Consider the following 26,805-nt stretch of genomic DNA (forward strand, 5'->3'; position numbering starts at 1 on the left):
AGCGCCTAGCGGCGCGGCAACCCGAAGCTGAAGGTCTCTGTCAGCGGCTGGTCGGCAAGCTTGCCGGTGACGACTACCTGGAAAGGCATGACGGAACTGCGCGTTTCCTCAACAGTCACACGTACGCCCGTCAGCCGTGGTTCGTGACGCACGATCATGTCGCGGATGCCCAGCGAATAGCGCTGTATGTCATCTTTTTGGGCATAACCGGCGCCGGTCAGGGAAGGCAGGCCGACGCGCATGAGCTCCAGACCGGTCGAACCAGCCCAGACGTGCGAACTAACCAGACGCTGAATCTGCAGCCGCACGGCATCGCGCAGATTGAAGCTCTGGCCGCTTTGCGCCGGCGCCGCACCCGCAAACTCCAGGCGCTCAAGCAAGAACTGCATGTTTATCCCCTTGGGCCGGCGCGCCACAACAACGGCACGCCATCTCAAAACAACGAAAAACTACGGCGCCCGCAGGGCCGCAACAAGGCTCAAGTGAACGCCGTCAAAGGCCTGTTCTGCGCCAGGCTCCAGCCGGCAGTGACGTTCCCCTTGACCTGCATGTCCGGCGTCTGTACAGCGTAGGTCCAGACGATCTCTGTGAAGTTGAGCTTGAACTGCTCGGTCGGCATGTCGTCAGGATGTGACTGGAATTGAATTTCGCTGATAAGCGCGTCGCGCAGCATGAAGGTAATGATGTTGCCGACCTTGTCGCCCGAGTTGCGCAGGATGTAGATGTACGAGGGCTTGGCCTTGTCGCCCAGCGACTTCGCGCGCAAACAGAAGTCGTAGAGCTTGACCGAAGTCTTGTCGACATATTTGACGCAGGTGAACTCCGTGATCACCGGCCTGCCAGAGGTGCGCGCCGAATTGCTGACGTCCGTCGTCACCTGCTGCTTCATACCCTGGTGCACCGACACCAGTTCGATGCATTGGCCGAGCTTGAGTTCCTCGTTGGCGGTCCAGTCGGCGCCGGTCGAAATCAGGCTGCCGCCCGTGGCCCAGTCATTGCTGGTTGTGGGGAACACAGAAGTGTCGCCGGGTTGTAGCAGTATCAGATCCATGGCTTGTCTTTCGTTGGTCTATGTTGGGTGGGAAGTGAATGTGTCACTTCGGCAGATTCGCCACAAGGCGGATCGAGGTTGTCAATTCCTCAAGCTGGAAGTGCGGCCTGAGGAAGACGACCGCGTTGTAGGAACCCACGGCGCCCGGAACATCCTTCACGATCACGTTCGCCTGGCTCAAGGGAAAGCTCGCTTTTGCGTCTTGGGAGGCGTTCTCATCGAGCAGCACATAGTTCGATATCCAGGTGTTCAGGTAGGCCTCCACGTTGCCCCGCGTCAGGAAGCTGCCTATCTTGGCGCGCATGATGACCTTGATGTAATGCGCGAAGCGCGAGGCCGCGAGCATGTAAGGCAGCAGCGCGGAAATCTGTGCGTTGGCATTGGCACTGTCGGAAAAATACTTCTTCGGCTGGTTGCTGGTCTGCCCGCCAAAGAATGCAGCTTGCCCCTTGCCCTTGCAATGGCACAGCGAGATGAAGCCCAGATCGTTAAGCTCCTTTTCTCGCCGGTCGGTGATGGACACTTCAGTTGGACAAAACAACTCCTCGGCCCCGGAATCGGTGCGGTAGCTGTAGGTCGGCAGGTCCTCAACCAGTCCACCACCTTCAACCCCGCGTATCGCTGCCGTCCAGTTGTACTTGGAGAAAGCGTTGGTCACGCGCTGCGCCAGCATGTAGGCCGCATTGCCCCACAGGAAGCTGCCGCTATCGGGTGAACTGCTGGAAGGCCCGACAGTTTCCTCGAAATCCATGCCGTCAACCGGCCAGCTGTTCTTGCCGTAAGGCAGGCGCAGCAGCACATGCGGCATCACCAGCGTCACATAGCGGGAGTCCTCGCTTTCGCGGAATTCCTGCCAGCCGGCCAGCTCAATGCTTTCAAAGATTTTTTCCAGGTCACGGGGCTTGGCGAGGTCGCGAAAGCTGTCGAGTCCGAACAGCGACGCCGAGGCCGCGGTGATGTATGGCGCATGGGCGGAGGCCGCAACTTCCGCGATCTTGCGCAGGAATTCGATATCCTTGGCGCCGCGCCCCACCTCGTAGCCGCCAATCAGAAGACTGTAGGGCAAGCCACCGAAGGTGCCGTACTGGTCTTCGTAGATCATTTTGAAGAGTTTGCTTTGGTCCTTGTCGACCGCCTTCTCCATGTCGTCCAGCAGCTCGTCCCTGGTGGCGTTGAAGACACTGAGCTTGAGCATCTTGCCGGTTTCGGTGTTTGACACGAAATAGTGCAAGCCGCGCCAGGTCGCTTCGACCTCCTGGAACTTCGGCGCATGCATGATCACGCTCAATTGCCTGCTCAACCAGCCGTCGATGTCGGAAATGTGCGAGTCAATCGCAGTTATCGCGGCCACCGGCGCATAGGTGGAACCTGGAGCATCTAGCCGCGCCAGCACATCCGTCGCAAAGAAACCGATCGGGCCGAGGAATTTCTGCCTGTCCTCGTCGGTTTTCAGGCCAGCCGCATCCGTGAGAGCGAAGACCGCATCAATGTTCTGCCTGGCTTGTTTTTTTGTCGGAGGCACCGGCTTTGCTTTCGGGTCAGGCGTGTCGGTAGCGCCGCTGAGAACCAGCAGCATATTGTTGGCCACCCTGCGATTGACCGCGTCATGCTTCTGCTCGGCCACTGTGCGCACTTGTGCGGCGTCGGCCGGCATCGCAATCGAATCGCTGTCATCGGTCTGCTGCATACCGAGCACAGACAGCGCAGCCCTTTTCGCGTCGGCATCGATCTGGCCGTCTTTGGGTGCGAGCGCTGCCAATAGCGCTGTGGCGTCTGCAGCGAGCTTGGTCTGCGTCGCGGTCACAGTGGGGTCGGCGCCGAGATTGCTGGCAATCGCATTGCGTTCCAGCTGGATTTTGGAAGACAGGCCGGCATCCCACTGCGTAAGTTGCTGCAGCTGGGCTGACACTGTCTGCAGGTTCTCCGGCGTGTCGGGGGTCGCAAACACCCCCAGCAGCCTGCGCAGCGGCGCCAGGGTTGCATCGGGGTCAACCACCGACTTGCCGTCCGTACCCACGTTGCTGACTGTGTCGTATCCCCAGTCGGTGGCAGCCTTGAGCTTGGCCGCCTGATCGGCCTTGCCCATCACCATGGCCAGGTCGTACAAAGAAGATGTGGCCTTTTTGAGTTCGCCAGGCGCCTTGTCCATATCTGCTTTGACGACGCTGTTGCGGTAGTCCGGCCCGGCCAGCACCTGAAGTTGTGCTCGCCCGGCCTGGCCGTCCGGCGTTTTGGCAATCAACAGATTCAGCTGGTCGTTGAGCCGGTCGCTCGACTCCGCCCGCGACTGCAGCATGCGGATGTTGCTGCGTACCCGATAGAGCTTGTTGAGGTCAGGAATGGCGCGCACGATGGCGATCGGGTCGAACGCATCCAGCGAACTGAAAGTAATGTCGCCGGACAGATTGGCCGATTCGACGGCTCCGATCTGCATTGCACCAGGTGGTGACGGGATACGCGGAACGCGGCCCAGAGCCACACGCGGCAACTGCGTCTTCATGACGTCGTTGAAGAGGTCTCGGTCAATAGGCACCATCTGCCGCTGCTTGTACGGCGGAAATTCCACGTCGGGATCGCGATCGCCGGCCAGGTCGGCGAACACTCCAACGATGAAGGGGAGCTCCTGCTTTTCGATGGCGCCGCCAGTCTCCACCTCGTAGGTGATCTTCACCCGGGGCGGACGATTACGCTCCAGCCATTTTTGAACACTTTCAGCCATTTTTAGCCTCTCATAGTCAATACCGCACGCACTTGCAGAAACGCTCGCCAAGCCACGAGGGCCGCGGGCGGAATTTCTCCCGCACTGTTTTCGCAAGCGGCATGCCAACCTTAAAAATCTCTTAACGCATTGATTCGTATGAGTATTTTTTTCACCTCTGAAGGTGAGGGGGACTAATTTGCACTGCTCTTTTTTCAGTTGAGCGAAGGCATCGCATACCGAAAAAGCGTGCCGGTCGAAGGCCCTCGACATCTGTCCGTGCTTGTGCAACCAGCAGGACAAAAATATCCATGCCTTGGTGCAGATATGTCCCGTCACTTTGAAACTCGCGGAAATTTTCCAAAGAATGGAATGCCACTATTGCGAATGGTTAGTTTCCAAAGAAAATGATTGGTTTTGAGCTGACCGGGACAATAATGAAGTTATCTATTGCGAAGAAACTGCAGAACAAGCGCTTCGAACACATTGCGGCATGCAGTAGTGCCTGGCATGCACACGCTTAATGACACGCAGCGGCATCCCCAAAAAACAAGCTTGCTTGATGAACAAACAACTGGTCGATTTCGCCGTCCTCTGTATCCGCAGAAAGCTCGAGAGTGCCCCGCATTCAGTCGATACGGCCATAGGAATCCACTCGTTCTGGATCGATTGGGAAGAGCCCGTCCCTCCGGAAGCTACAACACTGGAGGCGCTGGAAAGACTCGAGAGCGACGGAGTGGTAGAACGTGTCGCGCTGGACACACAGGAACTCTGGATGATGAAGAAGGAGTCTCAGTTGCCCTCATCGACGTGAGCCCGGAGCCAGGAATATGACCCGACCCATTTCACTCGCCGCCCTGACCGTGCTGGAATTGACGCCGCCTGAAATGGTGACCTGCGCCTTTGATGCCGGTTTCAGCCATGTCGGCATCCGCTTGCTGCCGGCAACGCCGACCGAGCCGCAGTACGACATCGTGGGAGACACGCAGATGCTGCGCGAAGTCGAACATCGCCTGGCGGACACCGGCATCAAGGTGCTTGATGTCGAAATCTTTCGCATCAAGCCTGATACCCTGGTCGCCGGCTACGAGGCCGCAATTGCCACCGCCGCCCGGCTCGGTGCGAGCGAGTTGCTTGTGGCCGGAAACGATCCCGACGAGGCCCGGCTCACCGATACCTTCGCCGCATTCTGCGATCTCGCCAACAGCTACGGGCTGGCAGCCGCCCTGGAATTCATGCCCTGGACCGACGCGAAGGATTTGACCCAGGCTGCGCGTATCGTTGAGCGCACCGGCCGCAGCAACGCCGGTGTCCTGATCGACCCCTTCCATTTGAGCCGCTCGCGTAGCCGCATCAAGGACATTGCCGAAATCCCGCCGTCGCGCATGCGCTTCATGCAGTTTTGTGACGTGCCCGCAGCCATTCCGCCGACGACGGACGCGATCCTCGCCGAGGCCCGCTCCGAGCGCCTGTTTCCTGGCGATGGCGAAGTGGACCTGCTCGGTCTTCTGCGTGCTGCGCCGCGCAACATCCCGCTCAGCCTCGAAGTGCCAACGCACACGCTGGCACTCACTGTCGGCGCCACCGAGCGCGCACGCCGAACCCTTGCCGCCACACGGCGCGTGCTGGCGCAACTCGACACATGAACGGACGCTGACAACTGGGCTCGTACCAGGAATGAAAAGAAGCGGGATGAAGGCAGGTGTTACCCGACACTGCAATCCGAACGTTCTGAACCATTTTTATTCAGGTCGAACAAGCCGTCTATCTGGCAAGGCATTGATCTAAAACAAGCTTCTCGTGGCACACCACTCGCATAGTCAGAACTGCCGAATCGGCACAAAGACCAAGGAAACGCCACATGAAACGGACTCTCTCCCTCGGCGCCATCGCCGCCGCCATCGGTATCCTCGCCACGGCTTTGTCCGTGCAGGCGCAGCCCGCCGCGCACCCGGCGCATACCACTGCAGCGTCCGGCAGCACTTCAATCGCAGCGGCACCCGCCCGGATCAAGCGCTACGAACTCCACACCAACATCGTCGACGGGAAAATGGTATTCGTCGACGACAAAGGACAGGTGAATCCGACCCTTGCTGCCAACGTGGACGACACAATCGAGATCGTGCTGGAGAGCGGCGAAGGCGCGGAGCACGACCTGGTGATTCCCGAACTCAACGTCGCATCGTCCAAGTTCAGCCCCGGCACCGGCAAGACCACTCTGCGGTTCAAGGTTCCGCGCTCTGGTACGTTTACCTACTACTGCTCAATCCCCGGCCACCGGCAGATCGGCATGGAAGGCCGGCTGCAAGTCACCGGCCCCGCCGCGGCCCAAGCGACTGCGCCCGCTGGCAGCGACTCCAGCCAGGCCGCACTTGCACTCTACACCCCAGCTCCCGTGCCACAGCGCGCGGCCGACCCGTCCGCAGTCAGCGTGGCTGCCAACCCGGCCACGGTGCCGGCTGCCGTAGGGGGCCGGGCTCCCAAGACCCTGAAGTACCGCATGGAGACAGTCGAGTTGCCCGGAAAGCTCGACGACGGCACGAGCTTTACCTACTGGACTTTCAACCGCCAGGTGCCCGGTCCGATGCTTCGCGCCCGCGTAGGCGACACCATTGAGCTGACGCTGGCCAATGCCCGTGACAGCAAGATGATCCATTCGATCGACCTGCATGCGGTGACAGGCGGCCATGGCGGCGGCGAACACACGCAGGTTGCTCCGGGCCAGGAAAAGACCATCACCTTCAAGACGCTCAACCCGGGCCTGTATGTGTACCACTGTGCCACGCCCCTGGTGCCGCAGCACATCGCGGCCGGTATGTACGGAATGATCCTGGTCGAGTCCGCAGGCGGTTTGCCTAAGGTGGACCGCGAGTACTACGTGATGCAGGGAGAGATGTACACCGGCCGTCCACACGGCGCCAAGGGACACCAGGAGGCCGACCTCGAGAAGATGGCCAATGAACTGCCCGACTACTACGTCTTCAACGGCGAAGTCGGTGCACTGAGCAAGACCCATAAACTTCAGGCCAAGGTAGGCGAAACCGTGCGCATCTACTTCGGCGTCGGTGGCCCCAACAAAATCTCGTCTTTCCACGTTATCGGTGAGATCTTCGATACCGTGTACAGCGAAGGCTCCTTCACGGGTCTCAAGCACGACGTACAGACAACGCTGGTGGCACCCGGCGGCGCGACCATCGTCGAAATCAAGGTCCAACACCCCGGAAGGTATTTACTGGTGGACCACGCCTTGTCACGCGCAGGCAAGGGCGCGGTCGGCGTGCTCGAAGTCACCGGCGAACCGGTACCCGGCGTCTACAAGGCCGGTGTGTTGTAACCCTGGACAGGGCCGCGCCACGCGAGGCAGCGTAAATCTGCCCCTCTGCAACTATGCCTCCAGGCGTACGACGACTTTGCCGGAGTGCCGGCCCTGCAGCAGGTCTGACAGGGCGGCGGGTGCTTGCAGAAGACCATCCACAACGTGCTCCAACGCCTTGACCTGTCCACCGTTGATCCATTCTTCCATGTCACTGCGGAACACGTCAAAGCGCGCACCGTAGTGGTCAAGAATAATGAAGCCCTGCACCCGTAACCGTTTCTGCAAGATGGCGGCCAGGAACTGCGGCAGCTGACTGATGCCGGGCAAACCTGCCGAGTCGTTGTAATGTGCGACAAAGCCGCACACAGGCATACGGGCGCCAAGATTGAGGAGCGGAAGGACTGCCGCCAATACGTCGCCTCCGACGTTTTCAAAGTACACGTCGATGCCCGCCGGGCATGCGGCAGCAAGCTGTTCCCCCAACAATGGGCCGTGCCTGTCGACGCAGGCATCAAAGCCCAGATCGTCGACGGCCTGGCGGCACTTTTCAGCACCGCCGGCGATGCCTACCACGCGGGCGCCCTTGAGTTTCGCGATCTGGCCGACCATGGCGCCCACCGCACCGGTCGCCGCTGCAACCACAACAGTTTCACCAACTTTTGGCTGGCCGATGTCCAACAGACCGACATGCGCTGTAAAGCCCGGCATTCCGAGCGCGCCAAGCGCAAGGGATGGTCGGGCCATATCACCAATCAACAGCAGGTCGCTCCCATCGCTCAGAGCGTAGTCCTGCCAGCCAGCGTTGGCTAGCACGAGATCACCAACGCGATATTTGGGATGCCTGGAGTCGACGATGCTGCTGACTGTGCCACCCGGCATGGTGCCGCCCAATGGAACGGGTGGTGCGTATCCAGGCCCGATTTTGTCCATCAGGTTGCGCATGTATGGGTCCAGCGAAAGAAAATGCGTTCGCAGAAGTACCTGGCCTTCGCCCGCTTGCGGCACAGGCTCGGTTACGAGATTGAAGTCAGACGCAACGGGCAGGCTGCGCGGGTGCGCCGCCAAGGTGATGCGCCGATTGATGCTGGGGTCTGGTTTTGACTTTGTCATGACTGCCTCCGTGCATCGGTCGCCGCGGGGCCCGGTCCGCGCTGCCAAGCCAGCAGGCCACCCAGGGCCACGGCCACCATGGCGAACGCAGGAGCCCCGAGCGCTCCAGTCCAGTCAACGATGAGGCCTCCCGCGATGGCCCCCGTGGCAATGGCGATCTGGAACGCTGCCACCAGCAAGCCGCCCGCGGCCTCTGCCTGGTCTGGTGCGGCGCGCACGATCCAGGTCTGAAAGCCGACCGGAAACGCGCCGAATGCGAACCCCCACAGCGTCACCGCGACAGCGGTGACCACGGTGGAGCTGCCGCCAACGAGCAGCGCAGCCGCAAGCACGGCGATCATTGCGCTGCCTGCGACGATCGCGTATCGCTCACTGCGCCCCGCCAGCCAGCCCCCGGCAAAGTTCCCGAAGAAGCCGCCGATGCCGTAGCCCAGCAGCACAGCGGAAATCGCCGCCACTGGCAGCTTCGTCACGTCTTCAAGCACGGGCCGGATGTAAGTGAAGCCCGCAAAATGGCCGGATATCACGAGCAACACGGCCAGCAGCGCAATGCGTACCGGCCCCCGCGTGAGCAGATCGCGCAGGCCCTTCAGACTGGCCTGATCGCGTGGCGGCAGGGGCGGCAACGCGACCAGCTGCACAACGAAAGCCAGCAGGCCGACGGCACCTGCCGCGACAAAAGCACTACGCCATCCCCAAAGATTGCCCATCCAAGCGCCGACGGGCGCCGCGCAGACGGTGGCAATGGACACGCCCGTCAACACGAGCGACATTGCGCGCGGAAAAAGCCGTTCCGGCACCAGGCGCATGGCCAGTGCCGCCGCCATCGACCAAAAGCCACCGAGCGCGATGCCAAGCACCACGCGCGCGACCAGCAGCACCGCGAGCGAGGCGGCTGTCGCCGCCAACAGGTTGGATACGAACAAAAGGGCTGTGAGCGTCAGCAACACCCGCTTGCGATCGAAGCGCGCCGTCAGCAAGGGAATGGTCGGCGCGGCCACCGCGCCGACAAGCGCGGTGGCCGTGACGGCCTGACCCGCAGCGCCTGCCGTGACGTGCAGGTCGGCCGCCATGGCGGTCAGCAGGCTGGCCGGCAGGAATTCCGCCGTGACCAGGCCGAACACGCCCAGGGACAGTGAAGCGACCGCCGCCCAGAGCGCGGCGGCCTCACCGGGCGGATCATTGACAGGAGTTACACCAGCGGCCAGCGGATCGAGACAGGCAGAACAGGAAGTTGATGACATGAAATATGAAGCCTTGTTGAGGACAGGGTTGCCAGCTTAGGCCTAGCATCGACACCTTTCCATGGCGAAAGAGCCGAAATGCTTGACGATTCCTCCAGAACTTTCACGCCCGTCGTTCAGCCTCCTCAAGAAGACGGGGGCCTGCCTGCCGCCGGGCCCGATCCCCTCACCAAAGTCCTGCTGGGCCTGCGCCTGGAAGGCGTTGAGTACGGCCGCTGCCTCATGCATGCGCCGTGGGCGATTTCCTTTGCCGCGCAACCGGCCGCACGTTTTCACTTCGTCGCCAGCGGAGATTGCTGGATGCATACGCAGCAGTCCGGGTGGATGGAACTGAAGGCCGGTGACGCGGTGCTGCTGCCGCGCGGCACGACCCACACCTTGGCCAGTTCACCCGAAGTGCCGCCGGTAGACCTCGCGACCTTTGATCGCGAGCGGGTCGCGGACGACATCTACCTGCTGCGGGACGGAGCTTCTATGGCGCAAGCACCCTCCCACGTCATGTTCTGCGGCAGCATGACCTTCAACCTCGACCCGCTGCACCCCTTGCTGGCCATGATGCCGGAGGTGATACGCGCCGGCGACCTGGCCCAACGCGACCCGGGCGTGCCCATGCTGCTTGACGCGATGGAACGTGAAGCATCGCTCAACCGCATCGGCGCCTGCGGCATCCTGGCCCGCATGGCCGACGTGCTCGCCGCGAGCATCATCCGCGCCTGGGTGGAATGCGCTTGCAGCAACTCGACAGGCTGGATCGCAGCGCTGCGCTCGCCCGGCGTGGGCAAGGTGCTTGCCGCCATTCACGCGACGCCGGAGCAAGACTGGAGTGTGCCGGAGATGGCGAACATCATGGGCGCATCGCGATCACGTTTTGCCCAGGCATTCAAGGATTCGGTGGGCGAGAGCCCGGCGAGATACGTGGCCCGCATTCGCATGTTCCAGGCCCGCAGCTGGATCGCGCAGGACGGCATGCGTGTCACCACCGCCGCCGACCGGCTGGGCTTCGACTCCGAGGCCTCGTTCAGCCGGGCGTTCAAGCGTGTGATTGGACATCCGCCGAGCAAGGCGCGCAGTTCCATGTGACCAGGGCGTGTTGTGGTGCTGTGGCGCTGGACTGCTCAGTTGGGCTTTGGTGCGCATTTGCAATACGCCCGGCGCACAGAGCAATGAGCGCCGGCAAGGCCCGGGTGAAGCAGGACATGGCTATCGGCAATTCGTGAATCGCCCAGCTAGTCCAGCACGCGAGGCTGCACCCCGACTACTGCGCAATGCCGGTGGTAGTCCGAGATCCGGTCGGCGGCAGTTATCCGCTGCAGTACGCTGTGGTGCGCTCCGAGGTATTCGACACTGCCCTTGACGACGACGTGCACCAGCAGATCCTCGTCCCCTACAGCTTCCCACCAGTCCACATTGCCGGCAGGCTCGTGAATGTAGTCCCCGACGCCCACCATGCGACCGTCGTTCAGGCGACGCTCGCCAACCAGGGTCAGGGCGTGAACCTCGCCAGTGTGCCGGTGTAAACCCAGCCGCGTGCCCGGCTTGAGCCGCATCAACTCGACCCAGCCCGAGCCGTCTGGCAGGAACTGGATCGGAAGTGACCACTTCCCTTCCCCTTCCGGAATCCAGGAGTCAAGTCCGGCCCGGCGCATGGCCGTGGCGACGATAGTGTTTGCTAGTTCCATGGCTCTGCCTCTTACTGGTCTGGATGTTGATGGCGATATTCCTGGGTGCGCCCGCCATAGCCGTACGCGCTGCCGCGCACGTCTTGCACGTACACGTAGCTTTCTGGGTGCAGGTCTCCCAGGATGCGCCCGAACGCTTCAAATGATTCAGCGACAAACCGGGCCTTTTCGGCCTTGGTGTTGGTTTCGTCCACCACCTTGATGTCGAAGTAGAAGCTGGTCATCTTCAGGTCGGCCAGCGATTTTCCGGCGACAAACCAGTCGCGCGGATCGACATAGTCGATCACCACTGCGGTGAGGTCACGTCGCTTTCCGAGCAAGCGGCTGGAAAGGTCCAGCAGCGTGTCGGTGACGAGTTGCGAGAGTTCTGGCGTACGGTTCGCCGAGATCTTGACATTGAGAATGGGCATGGTTGTTTCCTTTTTTTTGGGTTGGTGTCGCCACTTTAGGGCGAGCCAATACAGCCGGAAACCACCATCCCGCATAATCGGTTTTGCTCGAAACGCAAAGGCAACCCTGATGAAACACTTCCTGCCGGACCCTGCGGACTTGCGGTGGCTGGTTCGCTCACTCGACCTCAATTCGTTCTCTGCGGCCGCCCGAGAGTTGGACGTGGCAGTCTCTGTCGTTACCCGGGGAGTCAACCGCCTTGAAACGGGGTACGGGGTCACTTTGTTGCGCCGGTCCACGCATGGGCTGTCAGCAACCGCCGAAGGCCTTGAGCTGGCGCAGGAAGCGCGTGAACTGCTAGCGCGGATGGAGGACATCTCTGCCGCGGTGTCGAAACAGCGAAATCGCGTGGCCGGCGCGCTGCGGCTGGCATCAAGCCAGGAGATTTGCGAGGAACTGGTTGTGCCGCAGCTGGGCCCGCTGCGCGCGCGATACCCGGAGTTGCGCATCGAGATGGTGGCCGATGACCGGGTTGCCGATCTCGTGACGGACGGGATCGATGTGGCCCTGCGCACCACAGTGGGCAATAGCGAGGCTGTGGTCGCCCGTGCCCTTGGCTCCTTTGAACGCCGCCTGTACGCCTCGCCTGAATATTTGCGCCAACATGGAGAACCTGCCAGCCCGGAGGAGCTGGGCAGGCATCAGACGGTAACCCATACCGCGCAGGGGCCCGTTGTGACATGGGCGTTCCGCAAGGCCGGACGGAAGGTCGAAGCCACTGTCAGGTCACAGCTCGCCATGAATACCACGGCCCTGGTGCATCACGCCCTGGTGGCCGGGGCGGGCATCGGCATGCTGTCGGTTCCATTGGCGGCGGGGGACGTGGCCAAAGGCCTTTTGAAGGAGGTTTTATCACCTTACGCTTCCGGTGTTACCCACACGATGTTCGCAGTGTCCCTGCCCAACCTGCGCAACGCCGCGCGCGTACGGGCTGTGATCGACTTCCTTCAGGCGGCCGCCCGCCGGCAGTGGACCATGACTTGCACCTAGCGGGGACCGGCCTTGAATTCCAGCACCTGGAATGCTGCGCTTAAGGTTTGTTTTGATTCCCCATAACCTGCCCAAGAGGGGATGCAGACAAAATTTGGACTATCAGGAGGTAGTTCACGTATTCGTTCCAAGACAGGATTCGAGCGGTTGAGCTCTACATCAAGTTCGGAAAACGCGTGAGGCCAATCATCCGTCAGCTGGGTTGCATGAATAAAGTCCTTCAGTTGGTGCTTTGAGCGAGCGCCGGCATGCGCATGCCCTCATCCACAATCGTTAGCGGCAGTTCACCGCCACAGTTGCCGCGACCCGCCAGCGGGGTACACGCAGACAGCTGCCTGAACTCAGGCGCTGGCAGCGGCGTTTGCGCTTTTGCCTGCTGGTAGGGTGTGCCGCCGGTCGACCCTGCAGCCTGACCAGGCAGTAGTCCGGCCGTGATCAACAAGGTGCCGGGCGTGTAGTTGATCGTGTAGTTGCCATTGGCTGCCAGCAAACCCTGGTTGATCGCGTAATTGCCAGGCTGCTCGCCCGCCACGCGCTGCAACGCACCGCTCAGTACAGAGGCCGCGCTGTCGCCGGCCGCAAACGGCCCGGTGCGGTAAGTCAGCAAAGGGTCGGGCGTATAGACCTGTTTGGCCTGGTTATCGGCGATCACCGAAAGTGACGCTGGCGTAATGACACCGCTGTTGTTCGCGGCATAGCTGACGCTGTAGTTGTTGCCGCCATTACCGTCGTTCATGACCAGTCCGGCGGCAGTCAGCGTCTTGCCGCTGCCGGCATTTTTGTTGTCGAAGGTCTGCGTGGCTGCGCTGGCAACTGTGTCGTACAGCGCGCCGGTGACCACGGGCGCTGCTGCCGACGCGGTGGTGCCGTCGTAAACACGGTTGTCGGCCTGCGCGGTCACAGTCAGCGCGGCCGGGGTGATGCTGGCCGTGGCCGCCGCCTGACCGGTGATGGTGTAGTTACCCACGTCGGCGCCGGTGTAGCTGCTGCTGAGGGCGATGGCTTTCCCGCTGCCCACATGCTTGTCTGCGAAAGCGCCAGTGACAGCGACCGCGAGATCGTCGTTGGTAATCAGGCCAGCGTAGCTTGCGCCAGCCACGTTGACGGTGGCGGTCGTGCTGCCGTCGTAGACCTTGTCGGCAGCCGTGATGCCGCTGACGGTCAATGCTTTCGGTGTGATGTTCGCCGTCGCCGTGGCCTGGCCGGTGATGGTGTAGTTGCCGACATCGGCGCCTGTGTAGCTCCCGGCCAGCGTCACGGTCTTGCCGCTGCCCACATGTTTGTCGGCGAAAGCGCCCGTGGCAGTGACCGCGAGATCGTCGTTGGTGATCAGGCCGGCGTAGCTTGCGCCAGCCACGTTGACGGTGGCGGTGTTGTTGCCGTCATAGACCTTGTCGCTGGCCGTGATGCCGCTGACCGTCAAGGCCTTGGGTGTGATGTTGGCGGTGGTGGTGGCCTGGTCCGTGATGGTGTAGTTGCCAACGTCGGCGCCGGTGTAGCTGCTGGCCAGAGTCACGGTTTTGCCGTTGGCTACGTTTTTGTTGCCGAAGCTGCCTGTGGCGCCGAATGCCAATACATCGCCGCTCACCAATCCGTTGAAGCTTGCACCGCTGATGTTGACGGCAGCGGTCGTGTTGCCGTCATAGACCTTGTCACTGGCCGTGACGCCGCTGACCGTCAGTGCCTTGGGCGTGATGTCGGCCACCAGCCCAGCCGGATTGCTGACGCTGTAGTTGCCGGCATCGGCGCCCCCTAACAGGCCGGTACCGTTCAAGGTCACCGCCTTTGCATTGCCCACCATCTTGTCGACGAAACTGCCGGTGACACCACTCAGGTTCAGCGTTACGTCCTCAAGGCCGATCACGCCTGACAGCGCCGCCACACCGGTGTTCAGCGTAGCGGTGGCATTGCCGTCGTACACCTTGTTGTCGGCGCTGAGGCCGCTGACCGTCAAGGCTTTAGGCGTGATGGTGGCGACCACCGCAGTCGGGCTGCTCACGCTGTAGTTGCCCGCATCAGTGCCAGACAACAAGCCCACGCCGCTTACTGTTACTGCTTTGGCATTGCCTACATTTTTATCGGCAAAGTTGCCGGTAGCGCTGCTCAAATTGACGGCAACGTTATCGCTGCCCAGCACGCCAGACAACGTTGCCGCCCCGGTATTCAACGCGGCGATAGTGTTGCCGTCGTAGACCTTGTCGCTGGCCGTCACGCCGCTCACGGTGAGCGCCGCCGGCGTGATGGTCAGCAGCCCGCCCACAATGTCCAGGCCCTGCTGGTCAGAAAACGCGGTGTAGCTGCCGACGTTGCGGCCGCTGGCGGCGGTGCCGGTGCGCGTGCCCGAGGGCGCCACCACGCTGCCGGCCTGCGTCGCCGCGTTGTACACCGTGTTCACATTGGCCACGTTTTGCGCCACCAAAAAGTTGCGCAGCAGCGGGCCGGTCATGCCTTCGTAGATGCGCCAAACGGTGGACGTGCCGCCTGTGGCACCCACGTCCCATCCGGCAAAGGTGGCCTGCTGGCGCATCTGCGCGGTCGTGCGGCCGGTGCCGGCAGCGCTGGCGGCCTGCCCGCTCGTGACGGTGTCCCAGTAGCTGTTGGTGACCGTGCCGGAGGCCGAGCCGGCCAGCCCGCCCAGGGCGCTGGTGCCGCTGACGGCGCCGGTGGCGTAGGTCTTGTCCACCGTGCCGGCCACCACATCGCCGATCAAGCCGCCGACCTGGCTGCCACCGCTCACGCTGCCGCTCGCATAGGCGTCGCTGAGCGCGCCGCTGTTGCTGCCGATCAGGCCGCCCACCGCGGTGCCGGTGCCGGTGACGGCCCCCGACGCGTAGGCGCCGCGAATCACGCTGGCAGCGTCGGTGACCCCGACCAGGCCGCCCACGCCGCCGGCGCCGACCACCTCTCCCGTGGCATAGACGTTCGAGGTGGGAACACCCCCGGTGCCGACGCTATGCCCGATCAGGCCGCCCACCCGGCTGCCGGCACCCTCCACCCGGCCGGTGGCGTAGGCATTGCTGAGCGCCGCCTCAGCCGAGCCGATCAGGCCGCCGGCATCGCTGTTGCCCGTGTCGGTCGCCCGCACGGTGCCTTCGGCGTGCACGTTGCTGATGACGCCCATGGTTTGCCCGAGCAGTCCGCCGACGTTCGTGAGGCCTTGCACGTTGCCGGTCGCCACCGCGTTGGAAAGCTGTGCGTCGGCGTTGCCGATCAGGCCCCCGACCGACCTGCGGCCCGTGACGTTGCCGGTGGCCCGGACGTCGGAGATCGTGCCGCCGGCGTACCCCGCCAGGCCGCCGACGTTCGCGCCGGAGACGAGGCTGTCGCCCGCGACCGCCCCGGTCGACCTCGACCGCGTCAGCGAGGTCCCCTCGAAGTTGCCGACCAGGCCGCCAACAAATGAATAGCCGCTCACGTCACCCGTCGCTTCCCCCTGGTCGATCGTCCCGCCGGCGACCCGCCCCACCAGGCCGCCGACGTTCGCGCCGGCATTGCCCACGGCGTTGCCTGTGTTGGTGACGGAGCCGGTGGCTGTGACGTTGCTGAGGTCGGCTCCCGTCGATCTGCCGATCAGCCCGCCGCTGTACTGCCGCTGGCTGGTGACGTTCGCGGTGGCGCGGGCGTTCTGGATGGCGCCGCCGCTGTGGTCGCCGATCAGTCCGCCGGTGTAATTGCCGGGTCCCTGCACGGTCACGGCGTCGGAGCGCGCGTCCGTCACCGCACCGGTGTTGCGTCCCACCAGGCCGCCCGTGTAGTCGCCGGTGGCGCTCACGTTGCCGGTCGCATAGACATTCGACAGCGCGCCGGTGCTGTGCCCGACCAGCCCGCCGACGTACTGCGTGACGCCGGTGAGTCCCGTGGCCGTGACGGAGCCTGTGGCATGTGAATTTCCGATATCCCCCGAGTAGTTCTGGCCGACGAGGCCGCCAACCCCGGTATAGGTGGTGGTCGCGCCGCCGTCGGCCACCACCGCTCCGGTCGCGCTCGCCTGGGAGATGTTGCCGAAATTCCAGCCCACGAGGCCACCCACGTTGCGGGCCGCTCCGTTCACACCCTGGCCGCCGAGCCTGCCGATGCCGTTGACGGTGCCGCTGGCGCTGACGTTGGTCAGGGTGGTGCCCGCGGTGAGCGCGTCGGCGTTGCCGTTCGCGCCCAGCAGCCCGCCCACGTGGGCGCGGCCCGTGACCGCGCCCGAAGCCCGCGCATTCTGCACGGTGGCGCCGCCGCTGAGGCGGCCCACCAGCCCGCCCACATAGTCGTAGTTGTTGCCCCCGTTGACCGCGCCGGAGGCCGACACGTCACGCAGCGTGGCCCCGTTGATGGCCTCGCCCACCAGGCCGCCAATCACCATGTCACCGCTGCTGGTCATGTTGATGGCCACCTGGGCGTGCGCATCCTGCAAGGTTCCGCCATTCATGTAGCCCACCAGTCCACCGACGCTCGACCCGGGACCTGCCAGCGTGCCTGAGGCACGCAGGTTGTGCAGCGTGGCATTGTTGGCGTCGCTGGCCAGTGCGCCTGCACCCGTAAAAGCATTGCCCGTCACGTTGACGAGGTCCAGGTTCCTGACCGTTCCGCCGATCACCGAGAACAGGCCCGTCATGCCCGTCGGCACCCAGAGCGTCAGGTTGCTGATGGCGTGGCCCAGGCCGTCCATCACGCCGCCCAGCCCAGTCAGCGGCGAGGCACCCTTGTTGCCGTTCCAGCCCGCGGTCGCGCTGGCGTCGATGTCGGCCCCCAGCGCGTAGCGCAGGCCGCCGTCGAGGTTGATGGACTGCAGGCCGTCGGTGGAGCCCTCCGTACCAAGGGTGTTGATGACGACGTAGCCCTCGCCGTTGATGGTGAGGAAGCCCGTGCCCGCCCGGTCGAAATTCACGCGGCCGGCGAAGCCTGTCACCGGGTCCACCGGCACCTTTACCTTGCCGCCGGCAACGCCCGCATCGGTGCCGTTGGCGGTACCGGTGTTCATGACCAGGGCCGAAGTGCCGGTGGCGTCCATCACGGCGCGGATGTTGATGTCGCGCGCAGCGGTCAGCGTCAGCGTGTTGGCGGCCCAGCTCACGTTGTCGTTGACGTGGATGTCGCCGTTGCCCGCCGCGTTGCTGCCGCTGCTGGACAGGATGGTGACGTCGCTGTTGGCCAGGTTGGCGGAGAGCGTGGCGCCGCTGATGTCGCCGCCGCTGGCGGCGATGGTGAAGTCCGCGGGGTCTATCAACCAGGTGCCGGTTTTGCCCTGCGCGGCGCGCGTGCTGACGCGTGTGCCTTCAGCCACCTTGACATGCGCGCCCGAGGTGTCGACAAAGCCTCCGTCGCCGCCGGTGGGCGCGGAAGCGTCCAGCGTGCCGCCCACCTGTACCGTGCCGCCGTTGAAGCCGCCCAGCAGCTTGATGACACCGCCGCGGTTTTCCAGCGTGCGCGCCTGGATGACGCCGGTGTTGTTGACCACGGTGCCGGCCAGGGCGTCGGCGGCTTTGGCGGTGAGCAGGGCGGTGCCGCCGTCGGCCTGCATCAGCCCGCCGTTGTGCACCAGTGCGTTGACCGCGCCTTCGTCCACTGCAAGCTTGAGCAGCCCGTCGCCTGCGAAGTCGAGCGTGACCTGCTTGCCGGCGGCCAGCGCCACCGTGCCCAGGTTGGCCACCAGCGTGCCGGTGTTGCTGACCTGAGCGCCAATCAGCGCGATGCTGCCGCCGTCGGCCGCGCGTATCGAGCCCTCGTTGCGCACGCTGCCGCCACCACTGCCGCTGGCGCGCAACACATAACGCCCGGCCATGAAGTCGGTATCGCTCATGCCCAGGGTCGAGGCCACCAGCCCGCCCACGCTGACCTGCGCGCTCTGGCCGAACAACACGCCGTTGGGGTTGAGCAGGAAGACCTGGCCGTTGGCATTGAGCCGGCCCAGGATCTGGCTGGCCTCAGTGCCCAGCACGCGATTGAGTGCAACGGCATTCGATCCGGGCTGCACGAAATTGACGGTCTCGTTGCCGGCAACGCCGAAGCCCTGCCAGTTGATGGCCAGCTTGGGTGTGGCCTGAGTGATGGTGGTGGTGGTGCCGCTTTGCGTGATGCCACCCTGGCCCGCGCTGACCTGGCCACCCATGGGAGCGGCCAGCGCCTGCGCCGCTGCCAAGCCGGCGGCAAGGGCCAACGCGCGGAGCTTGCGTTCACGCTTGCCCAGGCTGCGTTTGCCCTTGCCGCTGGCTGTTTCGGCCACGGCTTCAAAGCAGGCACCGGCTTCGTTCCAGATGACGCGGTAGGTGTGGTTCATGGCGGTTTTTCCTTCGGTTGTGAATCAAATCGGGCTGCAGCCCTTTCAGGACGTGCGCAAGCAGCTATCAAATATGTAGCGCGAAATAGGCGGTGCGTTGGCCACTCAAAAACTCCTGGACACCTGCAGCCACAGCCGGCTGCTGCGATCCGGCTCGGCGGTGGCCGGGCCGCCGTGCAGCTTGCGTGCGTAAAAGAAGCGTGCGCTCCAGCCGTCGGCATGCGCCCAGTTCAGGCCCAGACCGGCACCCGACAGGCTTCGCCGGTTTGACGCGCCAACGCCGGACAACGGCTGCTCATTGCCGTAGCCAACGGCCGCGTCGTAAAAGCCGACCAGCTGCCAGCCGGCGCCCAGCGGGTATTGCAGTTCCAGCGTCAGCAGGCTGGCGCGGTCTGACGGCGCTTCGCCCTGCGGGTAGGCGCGCACGGCGCCGGCGCCGCCAAGCGGCAGCTTTTCGGACGAGTCCAGGTTCTTGCTGGGCCACTGGCCGGTATAGGAGACCAGCAAATTGGCCTTGCCGACGCTTTGCTGGCGCATGGCCAGCAGGCCCAGCTTGCCGAAGCTGCCGGCGCTGCGCACGGTGGCCTCGTCGATGGCCAATGCGTCGGCACTGTTAATGGCCAGTTGGCCGCGCGTATACGTGGCCGAAAACCCCCAGGCGCCGCCGCCACCCCAGCCGTCGCGTGCGTCACCGGAAAGGCCAAGATTGAGCAGGTTCAGATGCTTGTCATCGGCCGAACCGACGAGGTCGATGCGGTCGCGCAGGCGCTTGTGCTCGGCACTGACTTGTGCGTACAGGTTGTGCAGGCGTGAGCGCAGCACTGGGTGGGCGGCAAACAGGGTGGCTATGGAGGCGTCGCCGTTTGCGTCCAGGTTTGCAAACTCCCCGCCCAGGCGGTACCTCATCACCGAGACGGCAGCGCCCGCGCGCGTGCCGTTACCGCCCACCGGTAACTGCCACCCCAGGCGTGCGTAGTTCATATCGCTCCCGGCGGTCAATGCGCGCAGGGACACCAGGTCGCCCAGGCCGGCCGGGTTGTTGAAGTACAGGCTGGCGCCTACCCGTTCGCGGCCGGTGGCGCGGCTGCCGAAATTGTCGGCCTCCAGCAAGCCAGTGACAGCCGGCCCCCGCTCAACGTCCACCACCAGTTCGCTGGTGCCCACCGACGCGCCGGGCTGCAGGGTCGAGCGCACCGCGATGCCGGGCACGTCGGCTGCCAGCAGCAGCGAACGCTCCAGCGCTGCGTCGCTTACCAGCTCACCCGGCACCAGTGCGGCCAGCGGCAGCGGCGCGGGCAATTCGCCCTGCGGCTTCACGGTGATGGCGCCGTAACGGCCCTCCACAATGGCGATTTTCACCACACCATCCTGGATGTCCTGCTGGGGCAGGTAGGCGCGCGCCACCGTATAGCCGTGCTGGCGATAAAAGCGGCTCAGGCGCACCGCCAGTTCCTCGAGCCCGGCGAAGTCAAGCTCACGGCCGATGGCGTCCTGCACCACCGTGAGCAGGTCTGCTTCAGAAAAAGCGGTGGCACCCGAAATTTTTATCTGCGCCACCCGCACCTGGAGTGCAGCATCCCCCGGTGATGCCTGTGGCATCGGGGATGCCGCGGCCGGTGCTGCAGGCAGAGCAGCCGGTGCATCTTCGCGAGGCACGGGAGCCGCAGGCCTGAGTTGCTGCAACACATTGCCGGCATCGGGAGGGCTGGCCGCCGCTGCCGGCTCCAGCCCGGTCAGGCACACGGCTCCGCACAACAGCGCCGCGGCGCGGCGCACGGGCCATGAAGAGGCGTAAAAGCCCTGACGCAGCGGCAGCGAAGTGCCTGTCGTGGATCGCGTAGTGGTTTGCATGCCGCGTATGGTGTCGGGCCGGGTAGGCAATCGCCTCCCCTGATTCGGGGAGACGGACTGAATTTTTTTGCGGTCAAATAGGCACACCCACTAAGATTCACGGCGGGCTCCGCCGACCCAACAACCGAAGGAATCAAGCGCATCCATGTCCATCCTGACCGTGACCCTGGTGGAAGACGACACACCAATTCGTGAGGAATTCGCGCGCATGGTGCGTGAAGATGTTGGCCTCAGGCTGCTGGAGGCGGTGGGTTCCTGCGCTGAGGCACGGCGCAGCTTTTCATTTGCCCAGCCGGACGTTGCGCTGATTGATTTGGGCCTGCCCGACGGCGACGGCACCGAACTGATCGCCGACCTGGCCCGCCGCTCGCGCCACACCAGCATCCTGGTGGTGACCATCTTCGGTGACGAGGCCCATGTGGTGCGCGCCCTGCAGGCGGGCGCCCACGGCTACCTGCTCAAAGACACGCCGACCGCGGAATTCGGCCGTGCGATCCGCGCCGTGAGCGAAGGCGCTGCCCCGCTTTCGCCGCAGGTGGCGCGCTATCTCCTGCGCAGCTTCGCCGCGCCGCGGACAGGGGCACAGCGCTGGCTGATGGAGCCGCTGACGCCTCGCGAAAAAGATGTGCTGACAGCCATCTCGCAGGGTCTTTCGGTACCCGAAACAGCGCGGCACCTCGACGTCGCGCCGTCTACCGTAGCCGCCCATATCAAGAGCATTTACGGCAAGCTGGCCGTGCACTCGCGCGTCGAAGCCGTGAACCAGGCGCGTGCCCGGGGACTGATCTGAATGCGATTGCAGGGCATATGGGCCGCGCTATGCGCCTGCACCACGCTGATGCTGGCGGCGCCGTCCTGGAGCGCCACGGCGGCCACCCTGGAACGGGCGGTGGTCGTAACTGTAGACGCAGGGCGCCCCGCCGAAGTCGATTTCAGCAAGGCTTCGCCCGTCACGCTGCCCGACAACTGGCGCCGCAGCCGCCCTGGTTTTGACGGCGTCGCCTGGTATTCGATCGCGCTCGACGCCCCTCTGAAGGCCGCCGGCGCTACCGGCCCGGAGCATGAACTTGTGCTCGTCGTGCCGCGTGTGGCTGACCTGGGCGAGTTCTGGCTCAACGGCGAACGGCTGGACCTTGGCACGGGCAACGGATTTACCCGCAACCGCGCGCTGTGGGTGCCCCTCGGAGGCCACGTACTCAAACCCTCAGGCAACCTGCTGCAGGTACGCGTCAGCGGCAGCGCCGACACCCGCGGCGGACTTTCGCGCATGAGCCTGGGAACCACTGCGGCCGTGGGGCCGGCCTTCCAGGTGCGCCGTTTCCTGCAAAGCATTGCCCCCACAATGCTGATGTTCGCGGTGCCGATCTGCCTGTTCGGCGCCATCCCGCTGTGGTTCAAGACGCGCCGCTACATCCACCTGCTGTTCGTGCTGCTGTGCCTGAGCTGGATGCCGCGGGCACTGGTGATGCTGGCGCCTGAAGCCGGGCCGCCCGGCCCCGAATCCCTGCTGTTCGCGCTGGCCAGCACCCTGGTGTCCAACACGCTCATGATCATGCTGCTGCTGGAGTACAGCCACTGGACCAGCCCGCCCTGGAAGCGCTACCTCAAAGTGCTCTACGGGGTCATCGCGCTGTCTTTCGCAGCGGGCGTCGCCGCCTACCTGAAGGGCGACATGCGGCCCAACGTCGCGGCCGTACTGCACTGGCCTTATTTCGCCCTGACCATCGCCGTGGTGCTGGCCCAGGTTCACAGGGCCTGGCGCACACGCCGGCGCAACGAGGTGTTCCTGGCCCTGACGCTGGTCCTCTGGTGGGCCGCGGTGCTGCAGGACCTGGCCATTCCCGCCGACCTGAACGCCTTCGACAGCTTCTTCATGGCCCCAGTGGCCGCACTACTGGTGCTGGCTACCCTGGTCGCACGCACGCTCGAGGGCCTGGCGCTGCACAGGGCCAGCGCCGAAGAAGAGATCAACCTTGCGGTCGCCGGCGTCAGCACAGCGCACGGGCAGGCCCTGGAAGAAATGCGCGCGGAATTCGACCGCCGCAAGGCCGAGGAGCGCCAGGCCGTGATCGCCGCCGAGCGTACCCGGCTGCTGCACGACCTGCACGACGGCATGGGCAGCCAGCTGATCACCGCGCTGCGGATGACCCGCCGCGACGAAGTGCCGCGAGAGGAGGTCGCGCGCGTGATCGAAGACTCCCTGGAAGACATGCGGCTCATCATCGATTCGCTGGACCTTGAGGAAAGCGACCTGCTGCCCCTGCTGGCCAACTTGCGTTATCGTCTGGAGCCGCGGCTCAACGCCATCGGGGTTGGTTTGCAGTGGCAAGTGGGGCCGTTGCCGGAGATGGACTACCTGACACCCGAGACAGGCCTTTCCATCCTGCGCACGCTCCAGGAGGCCATCAACAATGCAGTGCGCCATGGCGCGGCCAGGACCATCACCGTTCGCGCACGTGACACCGCCAGCACCCTGGAGCTGTCCGTCACAGATGACGGCTGCGGCTTCGACACGCACGCCGTTCCCGCACCCGGCAAGACCCAACGCGGCCTGGCCGCGATGCGAATGCGCGCACAAAAACTGGCGGGCCAGGTCCGCATTTCCAGTGGCACACATGGAACCTGCGTGACGCTGGAGCTTCCGTTAAGACGTTGAGACGGCACCCTTCAACCGCATACACAAAACTTTGGTACGAAGCTTGAGCCACCCTCTTTTTACGACACTCTTGTGGGCTGCGAGTCCGGCACCTTGACCGACGCGAGCACGCGGTCGACCATCACGCCTGCCTGGCCCAGGTTATTCATCGGATCGCAGAACGAGGCCAGCTGCTCCCGTGTCACGTGCTTCTTGATTTCGGGATGCTCCGCCAGCAAATCGATCAGCGGCCGCTTTTGCTGGAGCGCGTCGCGGCAGATGTCGTAGACAAGGTCATGAGCGTATTCACGCCCGATGTAGGGGCCCAGGCCCATCATCACGGCCTCCGACATCACGAGGCCGTGGGTCATGTCGATGTTGCGGCGCATCTGCGCGGCATCGACTTCCAGACCCGCGAGGATGAACTTCGTCTGCTTGAGCGCGCCCGAGATCAGGCAGAAAATCTCGGGCATCGCCACCCATTCGATTTCCCACGGGCCGGTGGAGCGTTCATGGTCGGCGACCATCGCGTCCATCAGCGACGCGGCCAGCTGGCGTACCACGGAGATGTTGGCATGGATGTAGAGGCAGGAGATCGGGTTGCGCTTTTGCGGCATGGTTGACGAGGAGCCGCGCCCTGGCGCGAAAGGCTCAAACACTTCGGCGACCTCGGTCTGCATCAACAGCTTCACATCCATCGCGATCTTTCCGAGCGATCCACCGACGATGCCGAGGAAGGCGCCGACTTCGGCGAAGTTGTCGCGCACGGTGTGCCACGAAATCAATGGCTGCCCGAGGCCGAGTTCCTTCATGAGGCCGGCCTGGGTTTCCATCGCGCCTTTTTCAAGCGAGGACAGCGTGCCCGACGCGCCGCCGAACTCGCCGACCAGCACCCGCGGCTTGAGCTGCGTGAGGCGCTCGCGGTGGCGTTCGATGCCTGCAAGGATGCTGGCCATCTTGTAGCCGAAGGTGATGGGCGTCGCCTGCTGCAGGTTGCTGCGGCCGATGATCGGCGTGTCGCGGTGGGCGCGCGCCAGTTTGGCGAGCGAGGCCGAGATGTCCGCGAGGTCGGCCTCGACCAGCGCGAGGCCCTCGCGTATCTGCAGCACGGCGGCCGTGTCGGTGATGTCCTGCGTGGTGGCGCCCCAGTGGCAGTATTCGCCCAGGCCATCCTTGCAATGCGCGTTGATCTGGTTGACCACGGCGATGATCGGGTAGCCGATCTGCTCGGTCTTGGCCTTGAGCTTGACCCAGTCGATCTGGCTGGTCTCGCAGTTCTTCACGATCTCTTCAGCCGCCTCTTTTGGAATGATGCCGAGGGCGCCCTGGACCTTGGCGAGCGCGCGCTCGATGTCCAGGTATTTGGCGGTGCGGTTCTCGTCCGACCAGACATGCCGCATGGCGGCATCGCTGAACATGTCGCCGAAAATTTTTGAGTCGATGATGGTTGCGGACATAGGTTCTCCGTTGGGTTATGTTGGGTTATTTATCTTGTGAAAATCAGGGGGTGCGTGCAGCCAGGGCCACGATGCGCTCGGCTTTGAGGACAACCGGGCGATCGACCATCTTCCCGTCGAGCTGGATGGCGCCGCCGCCGGCTGCGCGCGAGGCGCTCAGGATGCGTTGCGCCCAAGCCAGCACTTCGGCGTCAGGCCGCAGCGCACGATGCACCGCGGCGACCTGCGCGGGATGAATGCACATCTTGGCGCCAAAGCCAAGGCAGCGTGCCTGCGCCGTGTCGGCGGCAACCCGGTCCGCATCAATGTCTGGCGTGACGCCAGCCACGGGCGAGGGCAAACCCGCGGCACGTGAGGCAATGGCAAGCTGGATCGCGGCGTGCTGCAACGCCGGGCTGTCGGCGGGAATGTCAAGGTCAGCCATGTAGTCGAGCGAGCCGAAGGCCAGGCGTGCGATGCCCGGTGCGGTGGCAAGGTCGAAGGCGGCAAGCAGGCCACGCGCTGTTTCGACCAGCGGCAACACGGTGGTACCCGCATCGAGCGAACCAAGAACGTCAGCCACCTGCCGCCTGCTTTCGCATTTCGGAAGCATGACGCAGACTGCCCGAACCTTCCGCAGGAGCTGCAGATCGTCCACGTACCAGCCCGTGCTCGCGTCGTTGATGCGGATCAACAGCTTGCCGCGAATCTCCTCGTTGGCGGAGGGCATCCACGCTGCGATGGCTTCGCGCGCGGCAGCCTTGTCAGAGGGCGAGACTGCGTCTTCCAGGTCGATGATGACGCGGTCCGCACCCGAAGCCAGCGCCTTCGCGAATCGCTCCGGCACGTTGCCCGGCACGAACAGGTAGCTCAGCGGCACGACGGGTGACATGCTCATACCGCGCCTTCCTTGCGCAACTGGGCAATCTGTTCGGTGCCGTAGCCGAAGTGGCTCAGGATCGCGTCGGTGTGTTGGCCCAGCGCGGGCACGGCGTCCATGCGCGGGGCGCCATGTTGCCAGGAACCGGGCGGCAGCATGGCGGGCACGGCGCCGGCCGGGGTATCGATTTCACGCCAGCGCGCGCGAGCTTGGAGTTGCGGATGTTTCCACAGCTCGCTCATGGTGTTGACTTGCGCGTTAGCGATACCGGCGGTTTCCAGCCGCTCGACAACTTGCGCGGCGGTCAGGGTGCTGAAGGCTTCAACGATGATTGACGAGAGTTCGCTCCGGGCGGCGCTGCGCTGTGCATTGCCGGCGAAACGCGGGTCACTGGCAAGCGCGGGCCGCAGCAGCACTTTTTCGCAAAACACCTTCCACTCGCGTTCGTTCTGCAAGCCCATCATCACGGTCTTGCCGTCACCGGCCAGAAACGGGCCATAGGGGTAAATGGTCGCGTGGCTAGCACCCGTTCGCGGGGGCGGCGCCGCGCCTTCAAAGGCGTAATAGAGCGGGTAGCTCATCCACTCCGACAGCGACTCGAGCATCGAGATGTCGATGCGCTGACCCTCACCGGTCTGCCGACGGTGCATGAGCGCGCCCAGGATGTTGGTGTACGCATACATGCCGGCAGCGATGTCGGCGATGGATGGACCGGCCTTGGACGGTGTGTCGGGCGTACCGGTTACCGAGACGAAGCCAGCCTCGCTCTGGATCAGCAGGTCATAGGCTTTTTTGTCGCGGTAAGGGCCGTCATCGCCGTACCCCGAGATGTCGCACACGATGATGCCGGGCTTGCGCTTGGCCAACGCTTCGTACGACAGGCCGAGCCGTGCTGCAGCGCCCGGCGCGAGGTTTTGCACCACGACGTCGGCTTCTTCAATGATCAGGCGCATGAGGATCTTCTGCGCCTCCTCGTGCTTGACGTCCAGCGTCAGGCTTTCCTTGGAGCGGTTGGTCCAGACGAAATGCGATGCAAGGCCCCGCACGCGACTGTCGTAGGCCCGCGCGAAATCGCCCACACCGGGGCGCTCAACCTTGATGACCCGCGCGCCCATGTCGGCCAGCTGCCGTGTGGCGAAAGGCGCCGCGATGGCGTGTTCGAGCGTGACGACGGTGATTCCCTTGAGTGGTTGCATGGCG

The 26,805-nt window shown here is 64.0% G+C and carries 19 protein-coding genes; 7 read left to right on the forward strand and 12 right to left on the reverse strand.

Translation table 11 applies throughout. From position 1 onward, the window contains the following. Positions 1-5 precede the first annotated feature (5 nt). The 3 genes from AC1DYQ_RS07060 to tssC all read right to left on the reverse strand — a co-directional run bounded on the left by AC1DYQ_RS07060 (position 6) and on the right by tssC (position 4,088). Positions 6-389 (reverse strand): GPW/gp25 family protein, encoded by a 384-nt coding sequence (locus AC1DYQ_RS07060; RefSeq protein ID WP_477686178.1) that lies wholly within the window; start codon positions 387-389, stop codon positions 6-8. 89 nt (positions 390-478) lie between these two features. Continuing rightward, positions 479-1,051 (reverse strand): Hcp family type VI secretion system effector, encoded by a 573-nt coding sequence (locus tag AC1DYQ_RS07065; RefSeq protein ID WP_348049164.1) that lies wholly within the window; start codon positions 1,049-1,051, stop codon positions 479-481. A 43-nt stretch (positions 1,052-1,094) separates the two neighbouring features. After that, a complete protein-coding gene (gene tssC / locus AC1DYQ_RS07070; RefSeq protein ID WP_477686179.1) occupies positions 1,095-4,088 on the reverse strand; it encodes a type VI secretion system contractile sheath large subunit in 2,994 nt (997 codons plus the stop codon). Positions 4,089-4,311: 223 nt separating this feature from the next. Here tssC and AC1DYQ_RS07075 point away from each other — a divergent pair, with 223 nt between their 5' ends. The 3 genes from AC1DYQ_RS07075 to nirK all read left to right on the forward strand — a co-directional run bounded on the left by AC1DYQ_RS07075 (position 4,312) and on the right by nirK (position 7,083). Next, complete coding sequence (locus AC1DYQ_RS07075) at positions 4,312-4,563, forward strand: hypothetical protein (protein ID WP_477686180.1); 252 nt, start codon at positions 4,312-4,314, stop codon at positions 4,561-4,563. Between the two features lie 16 nt (positions 4,564-4,579). Beyond that, positions 4,580-5,395 (forward strand): sugar phosphate isomerase/epimerase family protein, encoded by an 816-nt coding sequence (locus tag AC1DYQ_RS07080; protein ID WP_477686181.1) that lies wholly within the window; start codon positions 4,580-4,582, stop codon positions 5,393-5,395. 215 nt (positions 5,396-5,610) lie between these two features. Continuing rightward, the gene (nirK, locus tag AC1DYQ_RS07085) at positions 5,611-7,083 is read left to right on the forward strand and encodes a copper-containing nitrite reductase (RefSeq protein ID WP_477686182.1); all 1,473 of its coding nucleotides are present in this window, start codon (positions 5,611-5,613) and stop codon (positions 7,081-7,083) included. Positions 7,084-7,134: 51 nt separating this feature from the next. On the opposite strand, the gene AC1DYQ_RS07090 is transcribed toward nirK, so the two are convergent. Then, on the reverse strand, positions 7,135-8,175 hold the full coding sequence (locus tag AC1DYQ_RS07090) for an NADP-dependent oxidoreductase (RefSeq protein ID WP_477686183.1): 1,041 nt from the start codon (positions 8,173-8,175) through the stop codon (positions 7,135-7,137). Continuing rightward, positions 8,172-9,419, reverse strand: coding sequence for an MFS transporter (locus tag AC1DYQ_RS07095; RefSeq protein ID WP_477686184.1), 1,248 nt, complete (start codon positions 9,417-9,419; stop codon positions 8,172-8,174). Before AC1DYQ_RS07095 ends, AC1DYQ_RS07090 begins: the two co-directional genes overlap by 4 nt. A gap of 78 nt (positions 9,420-9,497) precedes the next feature. On the opposite strand from AC1DYQ_RS07095, the gene AC1DYQ_RS07100 reads away from it, so the two are divergent. Then, complete coding sequence (locus AC1DYQ_RS07100) at positions 9,498-10,499, forward strand: AraC family transcriptional regulator (RefSeq protein WP_477686185.1); 1,002 nt, start codon at positions 9,498-9,500, stop codon at positions 10,497-10,499. 146 nt (positions 10,500-10,645) lie between these two features. Here the strand turns inward: AC1DYQ_RS07100 and AC1DYQ_RS07105 are convergent, their stop codons facing one another. Both AC1DYQ_RS07105 and AC1DYQ_RS07110 read right to left on the reverse strand, forming a co-directional pair. Beyond that, complete coding sequence (locus AC1DYQ_RS07105; RefSeq protein WP_477686186.1) at positions 10,646-11,098, reverse strand: cupin domain-containing protein; 453 nt, start codon at positions 11,096-11,098, stop codon at positions 10,646-10,648. A gap of 11 nt (positions 11,099-11,109) precedes the next feature. Then, positions 11,110-11,508, reverse strand: coding sequence for a tautomerase family protein (locus AC1DYQ_RS07110; RefSeq protein ID WP_477686187.1), 399 nt, complete (start codon positions 11,506-11,508; stop codon positions 11,110-11,112). A 109-nt stretch (positions 11,509-11,617) separates the two neighbouring features. Here AC1DYQ_RS07110 and AC1DYQ_RS07115 point away from each other — a divergent pair, with 109 nt between their 5' ends. Next, positions 11,618-12,538 carry a LysR family transcriptional regulator gene (locus AC1DYQ_RS07115; protein WP_477686188.1) on the forward strand — a complete coding sequence of 307 codons (921 nt, stop codon included), beginning with the start codon at positions 11,618-11,620 and terminating at the stop codon, positions 12,536-12,538. Between the two features lie 220 nt (positions 12,539-12,758). Here the strand turns inward: AC1DYQ_RS07115 and AC1DYQ_RS07120 are convergent, their stop codons facing one another. Beyond that, a complete protein-coding gene (locus AC1DYQ_RS07120) occupies positions 12,759-18,803 on the reverse strand; it encodes a YDG domain-containing protein (protein WP_477686189.1) in 6,045 nt (2,014 codons plus the stop codon). Positions 18,804-18,908: 105 nt separating this feature from the next. After that, positions 18,909-20,654 (reverse strand): ShlB/FhaC/HecB family hemolysin secretion/activation protein, encoded by a 1,746-nt coding sequence (locus tag AC1DYQ_RS07125; protein WP_477686190.1) that lies wholly within the window; start codon positions 20,652-20,654, stop codon positions 18,909-18,911. A 145-nt stretch (positions 20,655-20,799) separates the two neighbouring features. On the opposite strand from AC1DYQ_RS07125, the gene AC1DYQ_RS07130 reads away from it, so the two are divergent. Together AC1DYQ_RS07130 and AC1DYQ_RS07135 are read left to right on the forward strand one after the other, a co-directional pair. After that, positions 20,800-21,444: a response regulator gene (locus AC1DYQ_RS07130; protein ID WP_477686191.1), complete on the forward strand. Its 645-nt coding sequence runs from the start codon at positions 20,800-20,802 to the stop codon at positions 21,442-21,444. Further along, a complete protein-coding gene (locus tag AC1DYQ_RS07135; protein ID WP_477686192.1) occupies positions 21,445-23,310 on the forward strand; it encodes a sensor histidine kinase in 1,866 nt (621 codons plus the stop codon). Positions 23,311-23,369: 59 nt separating this feature from the next. Here the strand turns inward: AC1DYQ_RS07135 and AC1DYQ_RS07140 are convergent, their stop codons facing one another. The 3 genes from AC1DYQ_RS07140 to AC1DYQ_RS07150 are packed head-to-tail and all read right to left on the reverse strand — an operon-like array spanning position 23,370 to position 26,801. After that, a complete protein-coding gene (locus tag AC1DYQ_RS07140) occupies positions 23,370-24,746 on the reverse strand; it encodes a class-II fumarase/aspartase family protein (protein ID WP_477686193.1) in 1,377 nt (458 codons plus the stop codon). 43 nt (positions 24,747-24,789) lie between these two features. Further along, a complete protein-coding gene (locus AC1DYQ_RS07145) occupies positions 24,790-25,623 on the reverse strand; it encodes an HpcH/HpaI aldolase/citrate lyase family protein (RefSeq protein ID WP_477686194.1) in 834 nt (277 codons plus the stop codon). Further along, complete coding sequence (locus AC1DYQ_RS07150) at positions 25,620-26,801, reverse strand: CaiB/BaiF CoA transferase family protein (protein ID WP_477686195.1); 1,182 nt, start codon at positions 26,799-26,801, stop codon at positions 25,620-25,622. The genes AC1DYQ_RS07145 and AC1DYQ_RS07150 overlap by 4 nt, the downstream gene beginning before the upstream one ends. Between the last annotated feature and the right edge of the window lie 4 nt (positions 26,802-26,805).

The organism is Polaromonas sp. P1_F4, assembly GCF_056405675.1.